This is a genomic window from Paraburkholderia sp. HC6.4b (assembly GCF_014200875.1).
In the GTDB taxonomy this organism is placed as follows: domain Bacteria; phylum Pseudomonadota; class Gammaproteobacteria; order Burkholderiales; family Burkholderiaceae; genus Paraburkholderia; species Paraburkholderia tuberum.
Genome location: NZ_JACHDC010000002.1, coordinates 454792 through 474874 on the forward strand (window position 1 = coordinate 454792; position 20083 = coordinate 474874).

Sequence of the window (20083 nt, forward strand, 5' to 3'; positions counted from 1 at the left end):
ATAGCGAGCCGAACTCAGAGATCAACGAAACGCGGCAACAGGTCCTGATCGGCGAGGCGGATTTCGATATCGTTAGCCGCCTTGACGTGCTCCCGGTTGTTCACATCAAAGACTTCATCCGTCACGCTGACGATGATCGTGCCTTGCTGCTTGCCATCGCGCATGACAGGGATTAAGTCGCGCGCTTCCGGCACCTGGGCCGGCGCGAGAGCGTGCGGTAGGTAGAGCATCCAGCTTACGCCTAAGCGGTCATCAAAGACCTGTTGATCCTGATAAGCGCGCGGCCCGAACGTCACATACAGCGAGCGATAAAGCTCAGCCACTTTGGCTACAACTTCGGCCACGGATTTGTAATTGCCTAGCCGCGAAAGACCATTCGCTTTCTCATCCAGAGACAATTCGATGTTATTGGAAATAACTCCCGTGTCGATCATTAAGGACATGATGGCGGTCGCGCCGTCAGCTTGTCTTCCGTTCCATATGCCTATGACTTTCGGTCGATCAATTTTTTTCCCATGTCCATACTCTGCCTTCAAAACATCTATAGCAGCCTTCGACGCTGCTCCATTGGCGAAGACCTCATATTGAAGTGCATCTTGTTGCGTGTCTCCTGCGAGATACCAGTTCCCACCCAAGGTTTCGTCCTTGGTTGCAATAAAGTCGACAATGGCTTTAATGCGTTGAAGATGAAATTCGAATGCGCCTTTTGGTCCGGCAGCTTGATCCCGATGTTGTTCAAGTAAATTCACGATAATCACTCACGGTTGATGGACCGAAGGCACGCCAAACTGGCGAAGTGTGTTCATCATGTAAGCTCGCGTTTGCGGTGTCTCAAAGTACCACATTAATCTGCTCGGCCGATTGGCGCGAACAGCTTCTCCTTGAGTTGCTATTTGCTCCTGCATTTTTGTGAATCCTTTAAATGGAAATTTCAATTCCTTATTTTCTTTGAAAAATTGATCGTAATTTCCCTTGGCTTCCTGCAAGAGACATTGGGAATGCTGAAACCCATCAAAGTCTATGTCAAGCCAGTCCCATTCCATATTCCAGCCTTCGGCAGTCTCACGGCCTTTTCCGTCCGTTGTTATCGCATACTCGAAGCCGGTAATGCGCGCCTGGTAGCGTCGCGGCTCAGGGTTCATGCTGTGGTTCTTTCGCACCAGTGCGCCTTTCTCCGGGGGGCACTTGCACGGCCTTTCGCGTTCGCGGCTCCGGTCACGCGGCAGTTCGTCCCATCCGCCGTCTGCACCCGCGCCAGTGCCGCTGCTGCCTGCGGGACCAGCAGACGGTGCGGCGGTGGGGACCGGAACAGGCATAGGCATTGCCTGCGTCATTGCGTTTGCTGCGCGTGCGAGCGTCGCCGGGAATGGAATACCCATCACCGTTTCTCCTTCATTTCCTGTTGCCTTTTACCCGTTGCCTGCATCAACATTTCGAATCGCTGTTCACCCGGAACGCCTGATTTGTACAGCCATGCTATGACCGCCGGAACGCTGTAAAACTCCGGCGTCGTTGCTTCCACATACAGGAAATCGACTATCGGCACGTCATGCGTGAAGCGGAGTAACTTTGTTCGCGCGAAGGCCGCATTAAGCCGGTCGCGCAAAGTCGGATCATTGGCCAGCGCGGGATAATCGCGCACGATATGACCACGGATAAAGTCCACATAGTTACGGTCTTCATAGGCTTTCAGAAGCGCCCATTGCCCTTCAGTAAATTCCATTGTCGTTGATGGTGAGCCGTTGTCGTTCGTTGAGGTAGTGCCACGCGTCGGCAGCCCTGAAAAGCTCGCGCTCGGTCTTGCCGTGGCATACCGCATTGAGCGCATGCAGCACCCTGGGGTCCCAGAAGCGCAGCAGGGCGGCTCGTCCTTTCGGTATGCCGGTATTCAGGTGCGGGCGCAGCTTTGCGGCCTGCCTCTCCAGGCTTTCTGAGGTAATCAGCCAGATCACGCCAGGGCGGGCCTGTTCGAGTTCGCCCAGGTCCGCAAGATGGTCGCGCGCCGTCTTCGGATCAACCAGCCACGGCCCCGCGTGTGCGAGTGCCATGTCGTTCGTGCCCGCGAACAGCGAAACCGTCATGTGGTCTTCGGGCGTGAGTTGCTGGCCGGTATGCTGCTGGTACTGGATACCGTCCACTAGCGCCAGCACGTGGCCGCTGTAGTGCCGTTCCCCATACTGTCGAAGCTGTTCATTGACAGAGGCGGGAATCATCAGCGCTCCAGGGTCATCGCGCCTTGCCCGGCAGCGTGAATCATGCATTCGAGACAGATGGACGACTGCGGAAGCACCGGCCAGGGCGTTGCGCCGTAGCGCGATAACGGGCCTTTTTTCTGCACGGTATTAGGGGAGCGTCCGCGACAATCGCACGCCCACGCGTAACCCAGGGCTTCGGCCATCTCGTAACCAGTTGCATACGACTTCAGCGTGTCGAACGGAAACCATTCGCCGGTTTCGGCATTCAGCGCCATTGCCGACGGCATTGGCGGGAAGTTCGAGTAGATTGAATAGGTGATACGGCAAAGGTCGCACTCTTCCTTGCCCATGGCTTCATCCTGTTTCTGTTGCTCCATCTGACCTCTGCTGTTTTTCCAGAACACACCCGACGAATTAACCATCCAAAACGCGATATGGTCAATGACTTTAATTCGAGATAAAACCGTTTTGACAACTATTCACAATTGCTCTGCCTATCTCAATTTAAGATAAATTTTCCAATATCACCATTCAAAAAAAGCGGCATTGAGCCGCTTTTCACGTAAGTGATCGACGCCGGTTAGTGCTTTGTCCACGAAGCGTCCATAGCCGCCAGTTTCCCGTTCGCGCCCTGCGCAGCGTCAGCTAGAATCGCTGCCGCGTCCGCCGGTGTCAGTTGGCGGTTAGGAAGCCCCTTGGCGTCGAGCGCAAGCACCGTGAACAGTTCCTGATCGCAGCGATTGGCGGCGTGGTAGTCCTCGCCGAGCCTGGATCATCACCTCCAGCAGGTTCCGGTGTTCGTGCCTTTCCTCGGCAGTCACAGCAGGACTCCTGAACATCGAGGTCGCAAGTGTAATCAGATGTCGGAGTTGCTGCCCCTGCCGGTCGCAAAGATGGAAGGCGGCCAGCGCGAGCCGTTCATACTGGAGAGCGTCTACAGGGGGACGGGAGGGAGATTGCTGCTTCCTGGTGGGTTTGGTCATGCGCGGTCCCGGTTATCGTGAAAGATCGCCCGGACACATAGGGAGGTCCCGCGCGCGCTGGAAACCGACGAGATCGCCGGCGTGGTTGCGGCCTACCGGCACGGCGCTGAAAACGCCAGAAAGGCAGGGTTCGACGGCGTGGAAGTCCACTGCGCCAACGGTTATCTGCTTGACCAGTTCCTGCAGGACTCCACCAATCAGCGCACTGACGCATATGGTGGGTCGATCGAGAACCGTGCGAGACTGCTGCTCGAAGTCACGGACGCGTGCGTCGCCATATGGGGCGCCAACCGGGTCGGCGTGCATCTGTCTGCGCGCGGTGACGTGAAGTCGATGGGCGATTCGGACCCTGCGGCCACCTTCGGCTATGTCGCAGGCGAGTTCGGCAAACGCCGCATTGCCTTCATCTGCGCGCGTGAAGCGCAGGGAGACGACCGGCTCGGACCCGCACTGAAGGCAGCATTCGGTGGCATCTATATCGCCAACGAAAAGATGACCAAGCACACCGCCGAACGTTTGCTTGCGGTCGGCGACGCCGACGCGGTTGCTTTCGGGCAGATGTTCATTGCCAACCCGGACCTGCCGCGCCGACTTAGATTGGACGCATCGCTCAATGAGCCGCGGCCCGAGATGTTCTATCACCCAGGGGCAGAAGGGTACACGGATTACCCGGCGCTTGCCTGACCGTACAAATAGCCACCCCCGGCCCTCGCACCGGCGAGGCTTTCTTTGGGACGATCAGCCCAGACAACGGAGAAGCCCGCCAGGTCGACGTACGCTTGCACCAGGAGATGCCGCCTCGGACCTCATCCGCATAGCCAGCCAGGTGCCCATGGGTCAACGCCGTTCTTACCGTATGTTTCACAACTCAAGGCGAACATGGAAGCAGCGATCGTCCCTATGCATGCACCGGCATCACAGACGAAAGCGAACGAATCGACAAGCCGTTTTTGGAGCAGGACCTCTGGTCCCCCAGCGGTCAGTCGATGGCTGGCGAATAAACTTCGCCGTCCATCGCACCGGGAGTGCGGCCCATCCCCAAAGAGTCCGGGTGGGCTGCATCAGCTTGCAGGCATGCCCGGAATGCTGACGCCGAACGACTGAAGCAATAGCACCGCATTCAGCGCGAGGATGACGACCGTCGCGGCAATCGCTGCAATGTCCGTTAGCCGTCTATTGACGAACTCGCCCATGATGTCTTTGCGGCGGGTGAAGAGCACCAGCGCCACCATCGGGATCGGCAACGCAAACGAAAGAACGACCTGACTGATCACCAGCGCCTGGGTGGCATTCACGCCGAGGCCGACCACCACGAACGCCGGCACCATGGTCACCAGACGTCGCACCCAGACGGGAATCCGGAAACCGACGAAGCCCTGCATGATCATCTGGCCAGCCATGGTGCCGACAACGGAGCTGGAGATACCCGAGCAGATGAGCGAAATCAGGAAAACCGCCGCCGCGCCCGCACCGAGCAACGGCGTGAGCGTATGGTAAGCAGTTTCGATTTCCGCGACGTCGCGGTGGCCGGCATGGAATGCCGCGCTGGCCATGATTACCATGGCCATGTTGACGAGACCTGCGAAGAAAAGCGCAACGATGACTTCCCGGTTCGAAAAACGCAGCAGTGCGCGATGCTCGCTCGCGTTGCTCGCCGGAGTCCGGCCCTGAGTCAGCCCGGAATGGAGATAGATCGCATGTGGCATCACGGTGGCGCCCACGATACCGACCGAAACGGTCAGCGCTTCCCGGTTCGGCATTGAGGGCAAGATCGAGTGCAATCCGGCCTGTCCCCATGCGACGGGCGCAATGAACAATTCGATCAGGTAACACAGACCGATCACAGCAACGAGCGCGCCGATGATGATCTCCATTGGCCGGTAGCCGCCTTTTTCAAACACGAGGATGCCGTATGTCACCACCGCGGTCACCGCCATGCCGGCCATCAACGGCATTTTGAACAGCAACGCGAGGCCGATTGCGCCACCGAGGAATTCGGCCAGGTCGGTTGCCATCGCAGCCACTTCGCTGACACACCACATGACTAAGACGGCCTTGCGCGGCAGTTGCTCGCGACACATTTCCGCCAGATTACGGCCCGTCACGATGCCGAGTTTGGCAGAGAGCGCCTGGAACAGCATGGCGATCACGTTGGCCATCAGTACCACCCACAGCAGCGTGTACCCAAACTGGGAACCGGCCTGGATGTTGGTCGCGAAATTGCCTGGGTCCATGTAGGCGATCGAGGCAATCACCGCGGGTCCGGCGAACAGCAGCGCAGAGCGCAAGCCGCGTCGTTTGCCGGCCAGCACATCGCGAATCGCAACAGTCGTGCGATCTGTGAGCGTATTTTTGCCGGCAGTGCTGTTCATGGACACTTCCCGACTTCTCTGGACGAACGTGGCACTGCTATTACTCCAGGTTCTTTAGCGCGTGATGGCAATATACAACGGCCAAACTCCGCGGATGATCGGGGCGGGTGCTGCGCAAAGCGCGCCCGGGGCCGCGGGAAGCTCGGTCAAATACGGCGAAATCGCATGCGCATCGTCAGCTTCGCCCGAAATTTGTCAGGCTACTGACAGGAAGCGGTTGAGCATCGCTCCATATCAGCGCCATTCGCAATTCGTCCTTGCGTGACGGTGAATCCATCCAGCAGAATGAGTGGTTAATTCTCTCATGCATGCCCTCCATGAAGCTTTCACGTCGCGAAGTACTTGGCCGTAGTCTGGCCATTCCCCTGAGTCTCGGCCTGTCGCCTTTCCTCGCCCTTCGTTCAGGTATCGCCAGCGCGGCGCCCCCCAATCTCGCTATCGTAATGAATTCCGGCGAAGCCAGCGTTTCGGTCATCGACATGGCGTCGCACAAGATCGTCCGGACATTGCCGACGTTGCGCGAACCCAGTCACTGGGCGCTTTCGCGCGACAGAAGCAAGCTCTATATTGCCGACGCCAGCGGCAATGCACTGTTCATTGTCGACCCGCACACCGGTTTGGCGCTTGGCCATAAGGTGATCGCCGATCCGTACCAGCTTGGCTTCACGCCGGATTTCCGCTACCTCGTCGTCAATGCACTGCGGCTCAACTATGTCGACATCTACCGCCCCGACGACCTGACGCTCGTCAAGCGCTTCTCGCCCGGCGGCATGCCGAGCCACCTCGACTTCTCGCCGGACTCGCGCTGGAGCTTCAATTCGATGCAGGAGTCCGGCACGCTCGTTTCATTCGACCTGACGAACCTGACGATCCGCTGGAAGTCGAACGTCGGATCGACCCCCGCCGGCGTGCTCTGGCACAACGGCAAGGTACTGGTCTGCGTGATGGGCAGCGACCATGTGGCGGAAGTCGATCCAGTGACGGGTAACGTGCTGCGGCGGGTGAAAACCGGCGTCGGCCCGCACAATGTCTTTCTTACGCCCGACGGCGCGACGCTCTACGTGAGCAACCGGATCGGCGGCTCGCTGGTGGCGCTCGATCCAACCACCCTCGAGCTTCGTCGTACCTATCCGTTCCACGCTGCGGGGCCAGATGATATTGCTGTTGGCCCCGACGGCAAGCTATGGGTGACGCTGCGTTTCCGGGAGCAGGTCGCCGTACTCGATCCAGCCAGCGGCAACTACGAGACCATCGATGTCGGACGCTCGCCGCACGGCATCTTCCTCACCACCGAAATGAGCCGCCCAGGTCTCGTTACCGCCGAAACGCTCTAACGTCCATCATGCTGATATTTCTCGACAGATTCTTCAATATGCTGGCCGGTGAAATCGACCAGTATCTCGTTCTGCCGTTGCTGTATCACTTCGGCTGGATGCAATGGGAAGAGCTTTCCTTCGACTGGGCGCTGATCTGCGTCTATGGCCTCTTCGCGGTTATCGTCACGTATGCGGTTTGCTGGCCGCTCGAAGCACTCTTTCCGATCGAACGCTGGGATGACCGCAAAGCCGTCGTAACCGACGCGTTCTATACGATCCTCAACCGCGTCGGGGTGTTGCCTGTCGTCAGTTTCCTGCTGTTCTACCAGGTGCAGGTGTGGGTGAACGGCTTCGTGGTCGATCACGGCTACATACCGCCAACGCTTGAGACGTTGATACCGCCGCTTCTCGGACATCCGGTCATTACCTTCATCGCGTACGCGCTGATTCTGGACTGTGCCGATTACTGGCGTCACCGCCTGTCGCACTCATACCGTAGCTGGTACGCACTGCATGCGTTGCATCATGCGCAGCGACAGATGAGTTTCTGGTCGGACGACCGCAACCATCTGCTTGACGATCTGGTCGCCGCAATCTGGTTCGGCATCGTCGGCCTCGCGATCGGTATTCCGCCGCTGCAGTTTCCGCTGCTGTTCCTGTTCATGCGCTTCATCGAAAGCCTGAGCCACGCCAATATCAAGCTTTCGTTCGGCTGGCTCGGGGACCGGTTGATCGTCTCGCCACGCTTTCACCGGTTGCATCATGGCCTGCGCGCGGCTGGCCGCAATTCCTGTAACTACGGCGCCGTCTTCCCGATCTGGGACATCGTGTTTGGTACAGCGGACTTCTCCGCCGAGTACCCGCCTACAGGCGACCGGCGCGCACCGGAATCGATGGCCACGGGCGGCTACATCGCACAGCAACTGGGCGGCTTGCAGTTTTTCCTTGAACAGTGGCGGCAACCGGCAAGGGCTCGCCGCAGTTCCTCCTGAGAACATCCCTGCATTGCGCCAATGCCCAAACGGGCCGGTTCATGTGCGCCTGGATTTGGTCCGGACCGGCTGGTGCAAAGACCCTGTCAGTAGACCGTAAGGCATCTGCTCTGTGCCTTTGAACCCGAGGTGCGATAATTGCAGTTGCCGGTTTCAGAATGCCCGGATACCGGCATCTACCCGCTCTATCCAGCTATCCTCAGTTCAAAGAGCTCGAAGTGGCAAAGACTGTCAAGCAAAGATCAGGGCACATACACGTCGCGATACGGCCTGCGCTCCGGCAACATAGGGGGCTGTCTCTCCCCGACGCGACGCGCCCGTCAAGGCGCCCATGGAGTGAATGATGTTGCGCAGAACCAGTTCCTGGTTTGTGCGTTACACGCTCCGCGCGCGCGTTCGCACGCTCGCGCGTAAAGCGATCGGGCTGGCAATCTTTGTCAGCGGTTCCGCAGTGATTGTCGTGTATCTGCTACGACGCGTCTCCGATGGCTAAACGTCAAAGACAGGCGTGGCGCATTTGATTTCCAGGCAGGCCCGCGATGCAAACGTCGGGCGTCTGGAGCTACAGAGCAGCGCCCTCGCGGCTGGCAGCCCGACGCTTCGACTTCCTTTCCCTGGTGTTCAGGCGCGATCGCCGGAGGCACAAGGCAGCCGTAGAACTCCACAGCACGAAAAACGCATCCATACATGGCCGGAGACCGTCCTCTAATTAAACTGGTCATCAATCTCTACCGCGTGATTCGTATGAAGGTCAAATTGGAAAGGCAATGACGAAGACGATACGCTGCCAGTGGGACAGTGGAGAGTTCGCGCTGGACGTGGATGAGGCCGGTAGCGGCGCTTCGGTCGTCCTCCTGCCGGCCCTGAGTACGATTTCCACGCGCCTGGAGATGCGCCCGCTGCTCGACTTGCTCGCGCCTCAGTTTCACGTGACGACGGTTGATTGGCCGGGGTTCGGCGATCAGGCGCGGCCAAAGGAAGAATGGTCGCCGGAGCTTCTCTCGGAGTTTCTTAACTGGTTTTTAAGCGACATCGTGGCACCACCGCACGCCATTGTGGCGGCCGGACATGCAGCCACCTATGCGCTTTACCAGGCCGTCTTGCGCTCAGATACGGTTGATCGCCTGGTCCTCATCGCACCGACGTGGCGCGGCCCGTTGCCGACGATGATGGGTGGCCAGCGGGCCTGGTTCTCCCGTGTGCGCTCTGCCATTGATCACCCCCTCGCTGGCCCGCTTCTCTACCGGCTCAACGTCAGCCGCCATGTCATCACCATGATGGCGAGAGAACACGTTTACAGCGATCCTGACTGGCTTGGCGGCGATCGTCTCGCGGCCAAACTCGCCGTCACCCGTGCACCCGGAGCCCGGCACAGTTCGGTACGCTTTGTGACCGGTGCGCTAGACCGGGTCGCCAACCGTGCGGCATTCCTTGATCTTGCGCGCCGAGCCAACATTCCGATCCTCGTGATCTACGGCGATCAGACGCCGCCGAAATCGCGTGTCGAAATGGAGGCGTTAGGACAATTGCCAAATGTTCAGGTCGAATGGGTCATGAAGGGCAAACTCGCGATTCACGAAGAGTTTCCAGAAATCGTCTCCATTGCCATCAGGCGGTTTTTGACGAAGGAATCGCCGCTTTAGACGATCAACGACAGACGGGCATAGCCGGACGCTCCGCATTACAGACAGCGGGTTATCCGGGCGACGCATAGCCACGCCAATATGGCCGGATTACGAATCGATGTGCACCGACACGCCGGTCGACGAGTAGACCGGCGTCGCTTTGTGGCCGTCGACCGTGATCGTCGTGAACTGCTTCGTCGCCCCGTTGCCATCGATCAGATCGATGGTGTCGCCGACCTTGGGCGCATAGCCGCTCACGAACTTCACGTGTAGCGTGCCGCCGGCGATGGTCAGCTGATTACCAACGTGCAGTTGGCCGGCGCCTTGACCGTCAATGTCGAGTTCGAGTGTCGTGCCGGCGAGCTGCGTGTACTTGCCGACGATGGACACGGGCGACGCCGCCGCGATGGTGATGCCACCCGCACCCACATACACGTCGCCCGTGCCGAACGCATTCGGAGAATCGGCCTCGAGCACGCCGCCACTTACCTGGGAGCCGCCCGACCATGTGTTGTTGCCGCCGAGCTTCAAGGTTCCGCTACCCTGCAGCGTCAACTTCCCTGCGCCGGCAATGTCGTTGCGCCACAAATCCGACGCGTTGAATCCGCCCTGGGACGCATCCATCGAAACGATGACGCTGCCATGGAACGCACCATATCCGTCCCCGGCTGCAAACATGTTGAGGCGGCCCCACCCTTCCGCATCGTCCATGACCGGATAGCCGGAAGGAAGCTCGGTCGTTTTGAGCACCACGCGGCGCTGCTCAGCGCTCAGATACGGAAAGCGCGTCTCCAGTAACACCTCCGCACCCTTCGGCACAACGGGAGGCGCATTGGTCGATTCGATCGGAGCAAAGCCGAACGTCATACGGCGAGTGAAGTCCGCTTTGTTCGTCGAGTAGTCGGCGAAGCGGTCCGTCGCTGCCGTGCCGGAGTGGGCGAAAGCAGCGAAGCTTGTCGAGCTGGTATTCGTCGACTGCATCAGGGCCGCGTGCGCCTGGCTAAATGCGGCGCTCTTCAACGCGGCGTTGCTCGGATCGGAAAGATTCGCAGCAGTCGCCGCAAGTGCAAACATTCGACCAGCAATGACGTCGAGCGGCGAGTGCATACCGGCGAAAATGCGGTTTTCGCCAAGTTCGAGGCCGCGGCTCGCCATCTCCTGGAACCGCTCCGGCAGCACGTAGGCCATCGTCATCGCGTCGCGCATGGCCTCCGCCTCGTGACCGCTGATAAATCCGCCATCGGTCGAAGGCGTGGTGCTCTCGGCAGGCACCAGAGTCGGATCTACCACGACACTCGTGCTCCAGCGGTAGGGCCGGGCGTATTTGTAGAAGCGCTTGGCCGGCTCGGTGGACGCGTTGTTGCCCATGATGTTGAGCAGGTCGACAACCTGGCCGAAACTGGCGTTGCCGCCGCTGCTGCCGACGCCGATGTTGTTGCCGTTGTCGTTGTACAGAACGGTCGTCGCATCCGCCGGAATCGACGTGATGGTCGTTACCTGCTGCGCCGCCGCGCGCCACGCATTGGTGAGCGGTCCCATGCCATCGGTCACGCTATAACCTTTGCCGCGCCGGTCGTCGTAGTAGGCTGCGTCGGCCTGTGCCTGAGTCCGGTTGGTCGTCTCGGTGACCACGAATTGAATGTTTGCGGCATGGACGGCACTGTTCACGACAGCCCCACCCGGCGTACCGTCATTGGGTAGTCCTGTCCACGTGGACTGCACGACAGCCGGAAAGGAACCATTGGCGGGCGCGGAGACGCCCGCATCGACGATCTCGGTCAACGGTTGCCAGATGTCGAGGAATCGCGAGACGACACGCACGCCCGCATTCGTGGCGAGCGTCGCATATCGCGCATCGCCGCGCTGGTTAGTCGCAATCGTGTCGACGAACGCGGGCACGTCGGGGATTGCGGCGTTGTCGACAAAACCGGGGTCGGCAGGGGGCGCCGGGATCGTGGCCGTCGCCGTCGTCGTCGAAGTGTTCGAGGCGCTCGGCGTAGAAGAATCATTGCTACCACCGCACGCGGCTAGTACCGCCACGCTTGCGAGCACCGTGAGGCGCAGCGGGAGAGGGACGCGAAAATGAGGCATCACGAGACTTTCTTGTGGTTGTTGGTGGCATCGGATTGTGCGGCTGAATTATGACGGCATTGTTTCGACTGATTACGCGGTATCGGATATCGTGGCGCGATTCGCAGGTATCCCAGGAAGACCTGGTGGTGGAAGCTGCACATGCTTCGCAGACGTGGGAACGCAGAACTCCTTAGTATTTGATTGCGGCTCATCCACATTCGCGGAGCATGCGAAAGGTTTCATTCCGCGAGGTATCGGTGCAATGTCGATTCGGAACGCCAACCACAGGGCGATCCTTTAACGGACAACCGTTTCGCGTGAGCCTAAAACCACCCCTTTACCGTCGCCACTCGCCAGACGACAAACATGACGAGGCCCACCGATGCGGCGGTCAACAGAATGAAGTCAATCAAGCGCACTAGCTTTTTCATATCGACGTTGGATCGGACGCGAGACGTCCGCATGAGAACCGGAAGTTAGGCGTGTGGAAGTCTCGAAACGCGCTCGTATGGAATGTCGAACGCTCACCGGCACTTCAGTGATGCGAGAAAAGCGCGTTATCTGAGGGCGTTGCGAAGGAAAGGCGATGTCCGGATTGCGAATTCACTACCGGCCCTGAACCGTAGTCGTTATTCGCGTGTGACTGCCGCGGGCTGCTCTCGTCCGGATAGTGCACTTTCGACTGATGGAGCGTGCCGTTCTGTTCGGCCTGTATGACGTTCGCTTCCACCTCGGAGCGAGTGAGGGGCTGCGCCGACGAGAGCGCTGGAATGGCGATTGTGGTTGCGAGGATCGCATGAGCGATAAGTACTTTCATAAGTTGGCTCCTTGGTGAATAGGCAAATTTCGATGGATCGAATGGACCACGCTAACTGCATTGAAAGCGAGTCGATCTTCACGCTGAGGTGGACCGCGAACAGATAGCGATCGACGGGGTGACCGGTATTCAGTGTGTGGATATGAAGGTACGCCCTGCAACCTTAAAAGCCGCTTATCCCGTCTCCGAAAAATGCGCGGCGTCCGCGAGCCATGTTCCGACCGTTTATCGATAAAGGCGATCTGGCAGTTCTTTGACGAACCGGGTTCGCCTGACTCGCCAGGCACTGTGGACTGACCCGCCGCAATCGCGAATATCCGCACTGCGCCGTCAAACCGGGCCATCATGGCGAGCATTCAGCAGATGTTTTTCGAGCGGACGGAGGCTGCGTTTGTTGCAAGCGCTTCAGTACCGCACGCTCCGACGCGCCTCGCGCTTGCTCGCATGGCGTGGACGACCGAACGGTCTGATCAAATCAGGCTCGGTAAATCTGTGCGCTATCGAACACACGCCGGTGAGTCGAATGTCCATGATTTACCGGTAAACGTCATTCCCCTAAGCCGTTTCGAAGTGGCCAGCCGGACTGACTTCATGGGTGTCAGCATGGCTTGTGCGTAACGCGCTATATTTGAAATCTCACTGCGATGCGGCAATGCTCGTATTCGCCCGACAGGCGGCGATCTCGAGCTTCTTCTGCACGGCGACGCCCTACTTGCCGCGCGTGTATGCGCCGCGAAAGCTTCGTCTATCGTTGTGAGCGTTGGTGATTTTCAATCCCCGAGATTAACCGGACTCGTGTTGGACCGTTGCAGACAGGCCTGGCTCGGGTCTTCCGCTTAACCACGACTTCACAGGACGGCAATATGTCACTTCGTATCAATGACACCGCGCCCAACTTCACCGCGCGGACCACGCAGGGCACCATCGATTTCCACGACTGGATCGGCGACCAATGGGCGGTCCTGTTCTCTCATCCGAAAGACTTCACGCCGGTTTGCACGACTGAACTGGGCTACATGGCGAAGATCGAGCCGGAGTTCACCAGGCGCAACGCGAAGCTGATCGGGTTGTCGGTCGATCCGGTCGAAGACCACGAAAAATGGGCCGCGGACATCGAGGAAACGCAGGGCGCCGCCGTCAAATACCCGATGATCGGCGACACCGACCTCGCGATCGCCAAGCTGTACAACATGCTGCCGGCCGACGCGGGCGATACCAGCGAGGGCCGCACCGCCGCGACCAACGCGACCGTGCGCTCGGTTTTCATCATCGGTCCCGACAAGAAGATCAAGCTGACACTGACCTACCCGATGAGCACCGGCCGCAACTTCGACGAAATCCTGCGCGTGCTCGATTCGATCCAACTGACCGCCAAACACAAGGTCGCGACGCCGGTCAACTGGAAGCAGGGCGAAGACGTGATCATCACGTCCGCGGTCAGCAACGACGAGGCGCAGCAGATTTTCCCTGGTTTCAAGACTATCAAACCGTATCTGCGCACCACCAAACAACCGGGCTGACAGATGTGGCACGGCGGCCGCTTGCGGCCGCCTCGCCGACCTTCCTAAGGGATACAGATGATTTTTCGTCAGCTGTTCGATCCTGCTTCGTCGACCTATACGTACTTACTCGGCGACAGCGGCGAGGCGGTGCTCATCGACCCCGTCTACGAGCAGGTGCCGCGCGATCAGGCGCTGCTGCGCGAGCTGGGCCTATGGCTGCTCACGACGCTCGATACCCACGTGCACGCTGATCACGTAACCGGCGCGTGGCGCATGCGTTTGCGTTGCGGCAGCGAGATCGGGCTTGCCGGGGTCGTCGAGGCGAAAGGCGTCACGCGAGCGCTCGCGCATGGCGATCGGATCGACTTCGGCACGCGTCATCTGAGCGTGCGCGCGACGCCTGGCCATACGAACGGCTGCCTGACCTACGTGCTCGACGATCTGAGCATGGCCTTTACCGGCGACAGCCTGCTGATTCGCGGCTGTGGCCGCACCGATTTCCAGCAGGGCAGTCCGCAGCAGTTGTTCGCGTCCGTGCGCGAGCAGATCCTGTCACTGCCGGACGACTGCCTCCTCTATCCCGCGCACGATTATCGCGGCATCACGGTGACGAGCGTGACCGAGGAGCGGCGCTTCAATCCGCGTCTGGGCGGCGACGTCGACGTCGGTGATTTCGCCGGGTACATGAACAACCTGAATTTGCCGCATCCGAAGCAGATGGCGGTCGCGGTGCCCGCAAACATGCGTTGCGGGCAGCCGGAAGGCGGCGCCGAAGTTGCGACCGAAACGCCGGATTGGGCACCGTTGACGCTGCGCTTTAGCGGCGTGTGGGAAATCGAGCCGATGGCGCTGCTCGAGCATGGCGCCGCGTTTCAGATCGTCGATGTGCGCGAGGCGCCCGAGTTCATCGATCGTTTGGGTCATCTGCCTGGCGCGAAGCTGGTGCCGCTGTCGCAATTGACGGGGCGGCTCGATGAACTGGAGCGCGAGCGGCCGGTGGTCGCGGTGTGCCGGTCCGGCGTGCGCTCGGCGCAGGCAAGCGTGTTGCTGACGAAGGCGGGGTTCGGCAAGGTGGCGAATCTTGCCGGTGGGATGCTGCGGTGGAGGACGGAGGGGTTGCCGGTTGCGTCGGATAGTGTTTGAGGGGGAGTCGGCGCTTCGGAACCCCCACAAGCTCAGCCTTGGCCTTGGCGACAGCCTCGACCTTGCCCCAAAGCCGCGCCAGCCCTCGAATAGCCAGCGCTCCGTTGCGCCGGCCGCGTGACCAGCCAGATCCCCCGCATACGAGCCACCAGCGCGACGAGATTCTTCAATTCCATGATGTTCTCGTTCAGACATATCGCGGATAGCAAAAGGTGAACGCAAATTCAAACAGACCGCCGCCAAAATTGACGACCATCACGCCGACGAATCCCAGCAGGCATCCAAGTGCCTTGCGTGGCGAGACCTTGTCGTTCTTGTAGATGAAATGGGCAAGCAGCGCACTGAAGAAGGTCGTTGTCGAATTCAGGATCGAACCGCGAACGCCGGTCGTGTAGGCGAGACCGCACGAACCGGTAGCCTGCGAAGATCAGCTTTGAAGGAATATCGTTTTGCGTGATTGCGAGCAACGCATAGCCAATTTAAATTGCCGGGTACGAACTGCCCCACAGCAGGCAGCATACGGTCGCCACAATGACGAGCACTTTCGGTTGGGTGAATGACCGCGCGGAATCGCACGATCCGGTCGTTGCTGAAGGTACGGACATGTTTCTGGTGATGTTGTCTTTGTGCACTGTGTGGGCAGGCCACAGCAGTGCTTTTTTTGTATTGTCTGGCAGAAGCGGCTGCTTCGCGTCTTGCCACGCGTCGCACGGGCACGCCAAATACGGCCGCTGAGACCCATCGGCCATCGAACGAAATGCCACGGGCGACCGGACGTTACGCCGGCTGCTATGTCCGCATCACTGTGTCGGGCGATCTTCCGACCATGCGCTGGCGAGTGGTGCGCACCTTCACACCTGCGGCGCAGGCACCCGTGGGTCCAGCCATTGTGCGCCGACCGCGCGATGCTCGCTCGCGCGGCTTCACCCGGTGCGCCCGAGGAGGATGCCAGTGGTGATTTTCGTTTGGGTGGCTGGATCGTCCCTTACGCCGACGAAGCGGTCGGCGCAAGTGTGCATCATCTGCTCGCGCAGCCGTTCGAGTTGCTGCTAGGGCGTTGCACGTACGACATATTCGCGTCGTATTGGCCATATGTACCGGCCGATTCACGCAACCGCGACATGGCCGACCAGTTCAATCAGGTCCGCAAGCACGTGGCCACGCATCGATCCGATACGCTCGGTTGGCACAACAGTCATGCACTGAAGGGCGACCTTGCCGACGCGATACGCGCGCTGAAACTTCAGGACGGTGCCGATCTATTGACGTTCGGCAGCGGCGACATGGTGCGCCAACTGCTGGCGGCGGGCCTCGTGGATGAACTCCAACTCCTGATTTATCCCGTCATGCTCGGGCACGGCAAACGCCTGTTCGGCAACGATGCGCAAGCGTCCGCCTTCACGCTGGCACACGCGACGAGCACCCCCGGCGGCGTGCTGATCACGCGCTACACCCGCAACGGCGAAGTCCGAACCGGAACGTTCGAGTAAGCGCGAAGCTTCCGATCGACGCTTACAAACGAAGGCCTATTGCTTCCTCACGTCCCGCGCTCGCCTGCCACGCGCCACGGTATCGGCGAACAGGTCGATCACGACCTCCCGCAGCCAGCGATTGCCTTCATCCTGATGGACGCGCTCGTGCCACAACAAATGGATCGGCGCGGCGGGCAGCGTCATCGGCAGCGCGCGCAGGCTGAGCGAGAACGGCGTGGCCAACTCCAGAGCGAGGCGCTCGGGCACCGTGGCGATCAGGTCGGTACGTTGCAGGATGTAGCCGACGCTCATGAAGTGCGGCACCGTCAGTCGCACCTGACGCCGCACGCCGCGCCGTTTTAGCCACTCGTCCACTTGACCGTGGCCGGTGCCGGCCGACACCACCACCAGATGCTCGGCTTCGCGCCACGCGGAAAGCGTGAGCGGCGCGTCCTCGAGTGGGTGAGCGCGTCTGAACAGACAGACGTAGCGCTGATCGAACAGACGCCGCTGATAGAAACCACCCTTCAACTGCGGCAACAGACCGATCGCCAGGTCGACCCGGCCGTCGGCCATTTCGTTGCTCAGATTGACGCTCGTATTGCGCACCGTATTCATCGCGATGCCTGGCGCGACGCGCGACAATCGTTCCAGCAATGCGGGCAAAAACACGACTTCGCCGATGTCGGTCATACCGATCGTCATCGTACGGATCTCGCGCAGCGGATCGAAGCCCGTCACCGGATTGAGCGCGGCGTGCAAGGTGGAGAGCGCCTGCGAGACCGGTTCCGCGAGACGCAGCGCGAACGGGGTAGGCACCACGCCGCCCGGCGCCCGCACGAACAGCGGATCACCGAGCAGGCGGCGCAGCTTCGCGAGCGCATTGCTGACGCCCGGCTGGCTCATGTTCATTTGCTCGGCGACGCTCGCCACGCGCCGCTCCTGCATCAGCCGCTGGAACAGCAGCAGCAGGTTGAGATCGAGATCGCTCAGTTCCATGGTCTCGGCATGACCTAAGGTCATTCATTTCAGTGATGAAGTAGATTCATTTCATCTTATTGAGCAATGATCGTCTAGTGCTGAAAATACCAACACGGTATCCGCATGCGACGCGCCGGGCGCGCGTTCCAGAGTGGCCCGAATCGATAAACCCGCATATTGGAGACACAATCATGAACCGGATGGATCTGAGCATCGCGATCGTCGGCGCCGGCATCGGCGGCCTTACGCTGGCGCTCGCACTACGCGAACATGGCATCGATGCGCAACTCTACGAGCAGACCGATGAGTTGCGCGAAGTGGGCGCGGCCGTCGCACTGTCGGCCAACGCGACGCGCTTTTACGAGCGCATGGGGCTACGCTCTGCGTTCGAAAACGTGTGCGCCGAAGTACCCGGGCTCATTTATCGTGATGGCCGCAGCGGCAGCGTCATTGGACATCATCGCGGCATGCCCAGCTATCGCGAGCAGTTCGGTGGCTCGTACTGGGGCGTTCATCGCGCCGATCTGCAGGCGGTGCTGTCGAAGGCAGTTGGTCTCGAGCACATCGAGCTCAGCCATCGCTTGATCGATCTCGTGCAGCATCCCGATCGCGTGAGTCTCGCGTTCGACAACGGTCGGCGCATCGATGCCGATCTCGTGATCGGCGCCGACGGCGCACGCTCGATCACGCGACGCTGGATGCTCGGCTACGACGACGTGCTGTATTCCGGTTGCTCGGGCTTTCGTGGCATCGTGCCGGCCGAGCGCATGGACCTGTTGCCCGATCCGGAGACGATCCAGTTCTGGGTCGGGCCCGGCGGCCATCTGCTGCATTATCCGATCGGCGACAAGGGCGATCAGAACTTCCTGCTGGTCGAGCGTCATCCGTCGCCGTGGCCGTCGCGCGACTGGGTCATGCCGTCGACCGAAGGCGAGCAACTGCGCCTGTTCAAGGACTGGCATCCGGCCGTCGTGCAGATGATCACGGCCGTGCCGATCAGTCAGCGCTGGGGCCTGTTTCACCGTCCGCCGCTGGGCCGCTGGAGCAAGGGCCGCGTGACGCTGATCGGCGATGCCGCGCATGCGCTCGTGCCGCATCACGGCCAGGGCGCCAACCAGTCGATCGAGGATGCCGTGGTGCTGGCCGCGCAACTCGCCAAGGCGGGCCCAGGCAAGTGGCGAGAAGCGCAGGAAGCCTACGAGCGTCTGCGCCGGGGCCGCACGCGCAAAGTGCAGTACGCGTCGATCAGCACCGCGGACGTGCTGCATCTGCCGGACGGCCCCGCCGCGCAGGAACGCAACGCGCGGCTAGGGGCGCGCGACAGCATGCTGCATCACCTCGACTGGATTCACGATTTCGATGCGCTTGCGCAAGAGCCGAGCGCGCGACAAGGCGGCACGTGGCTTTGAGCCTCTCCATGAGGCTTCAATAGGGAGGCGGTGGGCCGCATGCTTATGCCAGGCGCCTCTCTCCAGCCACTACGCGTCACATGCAACCCATAGACCGAGTGGCGCGTCACCCTGATCACGTTACCTATATTGCCGCTCGTCTACTTTCTTGGCGCATACCTTCCTGAATTGAGCGGTCGTCCGCTGGCAATCGTCTAGGCGTTCTGGGAGCCATTTGTCGCGTGGGGAACAATATTATTTCTCGCAAGCAATTTCCAGCGACGCTTCGACAGACTCGTTGGCGCGTGGCAGCCGCTGTCGCGACGTGCCTGCACGATCTACGTTATCCCTCCGCCCGTTCTGGTTGCCGTCGCGTTGGCGTGGAGAAACGTACCCGCAGCTCCTCTGCTGAAGTTCGAGGTCACGGGTAGCGTCGCTTGCGCGTTGTGCTATCTGCTTGCTGGACTTTTGCTTCGATTGCCCAAACTGGCATCGATATTGTGAAAAATGGGTTCGCGTGTGACGGCCATACGCTCCTGCACGGCATCGAGTGACCGGCAACGCGCGGCCTACCCGGCTCTGCGGCTTCCGATGCGAGCCGTAAATCCTGGAGTTCACGCGTTGCCTAGAAACCCGGCGCGTAATTCCCGGTGGAGAAATGTCGAATAGCGACAGCGTGGAACCGCGTAGATCGGTCGTATTGGCTAGCGCCTGATATCCGGGAAACTGCGCGCCGGTGGCAATTGCACCTATGTCGCTGCGATCGCAGCCCTTTGTGCTTGCGCTGATTCGCGGCTGACGGTCATTTCTACCAGCTGTCAATGGCCGGTAGCGGCTGGCGACACCACGCTCGGGGTCGCCAGCGTGTTGTTGCTCTTGGGAGCGGCGGTGGTGTCAGACGTCGAGCTGCTATTGCTGCTCGGCAGGCCCGAGTTCGGTGCCTTGGCGCCCATGCCGCTGTCCGAGTTGGTGGTGCCTGGCATGCCGTAGCCGCCCGTGGTTGCGCCGTTCATCTGGTTCGACGGACTAGCCGTGCTGCCGGCTGTGCCGGTCGAACCGCTGCCGCTCTGGCCTCCGGCCGCCTGCGCATAAGCGCCGCCCGACAGCGAGAGTGCGGCGACGGCCGCGACTAGACATAATGGTCGCTGCTGAGTGAAGACCGCAGGGGCCCGTCTCGGGTATCGTGGGTTGCGCACCGAAGTGTGCCGAGCCACATACGCCTGG

General features: G+C 60.3%; 18 protein-coding genes and 1 pseudogene. 8 read left to right on the plus strand and 11 right to left on the minus strand.

Translation table 11 applies throughout. The features are described from left to right. Positions 1 to 14 precede the first annotated feature (14 nt). The 5 genes from HDG34_RS04325 to HDG34_RS38885 are packed head-to-tail and all read right to left on the minus strand — an operon-like array spanning position 15 to position 2572. The gene (locus HDG34_RS04325; protein ID WP_184057983.1) at positions 15 to 749 is read right to left on the minus strand and encodes an immunity 52 family protein; all 735 of its coding nucleotides are present in this window, start codon (positions 747 to 749) and stop codon (positions 15 to 17) included. A 9-nt stretch (positions 750 to 758) separates the two neighbouring features. Further along, positions 759 to 1379, minus strand: coding sequence for a restriction endonuclease fold toxin 5 domain-containing protein (locus HDG34_RS04330; protein ID WP_184057984.1), 621 nt, complete (start codon positions 1377 to 1379; stop codon positions 759 to 761). Then, positions 1379 to 1723 carry a hypothetical protein gene (locus HDG34_RS04335; protein ID WP_184057986.1) on the minus strand — a complete coding sequence of 115 codons (345 nt, stop codon included), beginning with the start codon at positions 1721 to 1723 and terminating at the stop codon, positions 1379 to 1381. Before HDG34_RS04335 ends, HDG34_RS04330 begins: the two co-directional genes overlap by 1 nt. Next, positions 1710 to 2213, minus strand: coding sequence for a DUF4123 domain-containing protein (locus HDG34_RS04340; protein WP_184057988.1), 504 nt, complete (start codon positions 2211 to 2213; stop codon positions 1710 to 1712). Before HDG34_RS04340 ends, HDG34_RS04335 begins: the two co-directional genes overlap by 14 nt. Then, entirely contained in the window at positions 2213 to 2572 is a 360-nt protein-coding gene (locus HDG34_RS38885; protein WP_260321022.1) for a hypothetical protein, read from the minus strand. Before HDG34_RS38885 ends, HDG34_RS04340 begins: the two co-directional genes overlap by 1 nt. Before the next feature lie 651 nt (positions 2573 to 3223). Between HDG34_RS38885 and HDG34_RS04350 the strand changes: the two are divergent. Further along, positions 3224 to 3862 (plus strand): annotated as a pseudogene (locus HDG34_RS04350) (alkene reductase); the annotation flags it as partial. 377 nt (positions 3863 to 4239) lie between these two features. Here the strand turns inward: HDG34_RS04350 and HDG34_RS04355 are convergent. Continuing rightward, positions 4240 to 5550 carry an Nramp family divalent metal transporter gene (locus HDG34_RS04355; protein ID WP_184057990.1) on the minus strand — a complete coding sequence of 437 codons (1311 nt, stop codon included), beginning with the start codon at positions 5548 to 5550 and terminating at the stop codon, positions 4240 to 4242. Positions 5551 to 5867: 317 nt separating this feature from the next. Between HDG34_RS04355 and HDG34_RS04360 the strand changes: the two genes are divergently transcribed. The 3 genes from HDG34_RS04360 to HDG34_RS04370 all read left to right on the plus strand — a co-directional run bounded on the left by HDG34_RS04360 (position 5868) and on the right by HDG34_RS04370 (position 9501). After that, positions 5868 to 6884 (plus strand): YncE family protein, encoded by a 1017-nt coding sequence (locus HDG34_RS04360; protein ID WP_260321023.1) that lies wholly within the window; start codon positions 5868 to 5870, stop codon positions 6882 to 6884. A gap of 38 nt (positions 6885 to 6922) precedes the next feature. Then, complete coding sequence (locus HDG34_RS04365; RefSeq protein ID WP_260321034.1) at positions 6923 to 7858, plus strand: sterol desaturase family protein; 936 nt, start codon at positions 6923 to 6925, stop codon at positions 7856 to 7858. A gap of 767 nt (positions 7859 to 8625) precedes the next feature. Next, the gene (locus tag HDG34_RS04370) at positions 8626 to 9501 is read left to right on the plus strand and encodes an alpha/beta fold hydrolase (RefSeq protein ID WP_184057993.1); all 876 of its coding nucleotides are present in this window, start codon (positions 8626 to 8628) and stop codon (positions 9499 to 9501) included. A 90-nt stretch (positions 9502 to 9591) separates the two neighbouring features. On the opposite strand, the gene HDG34_RS04375 is transcribed toward HDG34_RS04370, so the two are convergent. Together HDG34_RS04375 and HDG34_RS04380 are read right to left on the minus strand one after the other, a co-directional pair. Next, on the minus strand, positions 9592 to 11574 hold the full coding sequence (locus tag HDG34_RS04375; protein WP_184057996.1) for a phosphatase PAP2 family protein: 1983 nt from the start codon (positions 11572 to 11574) through the stop codon (positions 9592 to 9594). A 517-nt stretch (positions 11575 to 12091) separates the two neighbouring features. Next, positions 12092 to 12373 carry a DUF4148 domain-containing protein gene (locus HDG34_RS04380; protein WP_184057998.1) on the minus strand — a complete coding sequence of 94 codons (282 nt, stop codon included), beginning with the start codon at positions 12371 to 12373 and terminating at the stop codon, positions 12092 to 12094. An 863-nt stretch (positions 12374 to 13236) separates the two neighbouring features. On the opposite strand from HDG34_RS04380, the gene HDG34_RS04385 reads away from it, so the two are divergent. Together HDG34_RS04385 and HDG34_RS04390 are read left to right on the plus strand one after the other, a co-directional pair. Beyond that, complete coding sequence (locus tag HDG34_RS04385; RefSeq protein ID WP_184058000.1) at positions 13237 to 13893, plus strand: peroxiredoxin; 657 nt, start codon at positions 13237 to 13239, stop codon at positions 13891 to 13893. 57 nt (positions 13894 to 13950) lie between these two features. After that, entirely contained in the window at positions 13951 to 15018 is a 1068-nt protein-coding gene (locus HDG34_RS04390; RefSeq protein ID WP_184058002.1) for a rhodanese-like domain-containing protein, read from the plus strand. Between the two features lie 187 nt (positions 15019 to 15205). On the opposite strand, the gene HDG34_RS38890 is transcribed toward HDG34_RS04390, so the two are convergent. Beyond that, positions 15206 to 15388, minus strand: coding sequence for a hypothetical protein (locus HDG34_RS38890; RefSeq protein ID WP_311735640.1), 183 nt, complete (start codon positions 15386 to 15388; stop codon positions 15206 to 15208). A gap of 535 nt (positions 15389 to 15923) precedes the next feature. On the opposite strand from HDG34_RS38890, the gene HDG34_RS04400 reads away from it, so the two are divergent. After that, positions 15924 to 16508 (plus strand): dihydrofolate reductase family protein, encoded by a 585-nt coding sequence (locus HDG34_RS04400; protein WP_184058004.1) that lies wholly within the window; start codon positions 15924 to 15926, stop codon positions 16506 to 16508. 36 nt (positions 16509 to 16544) lie between these two features. On the opposite strand, the gene HDG34_RS04405 is transcribed toward HDG34_RS04400, so the two are convergent. Then, a complete protein-coding gene (locus HDG34_RS04405) occupies positions 16545 to 17489 on the minus strand; it encodes a LysR family transcriptional regulator (RefSeq protein WP_184058006.1) in 945 nt (314 codons plus the stop codon). Positions 17490 to 17662: 173 nt separating this feature from the next. On the opposite strand from HDG34_RS04405, the gene HDG34_RS04410 reads away from it, so the two are divergent. Next, positions 17663 to 18880, plus strand: a complete 1218-nt coding sequence (locus tag HDG34_RS04410) for an FAD-dependent monooxygenase (protein WP_090807791.1) — start codon at positions 17663 to 17665, stop codon at positions 18878 to 18880. A gap of 797 nt (positions 18881 to 19677) precedes the next feature. Here HDG34_RS04410 and HDG34_RS04415 read toward each other — a convergent pair. Beyond that, positions 19678 to 19965: a hypothetical protein gene (locus tag HDG34_RS04415; protein WP_184058040.1), complete on the minus strand. Its 288-nt coding sequence runs from the start codon at positions 19963 to 19965 to the stop codon at positions 19678 to 19680. Positions 19966 to 20083 lie beyond the last annotated feature (118 nt).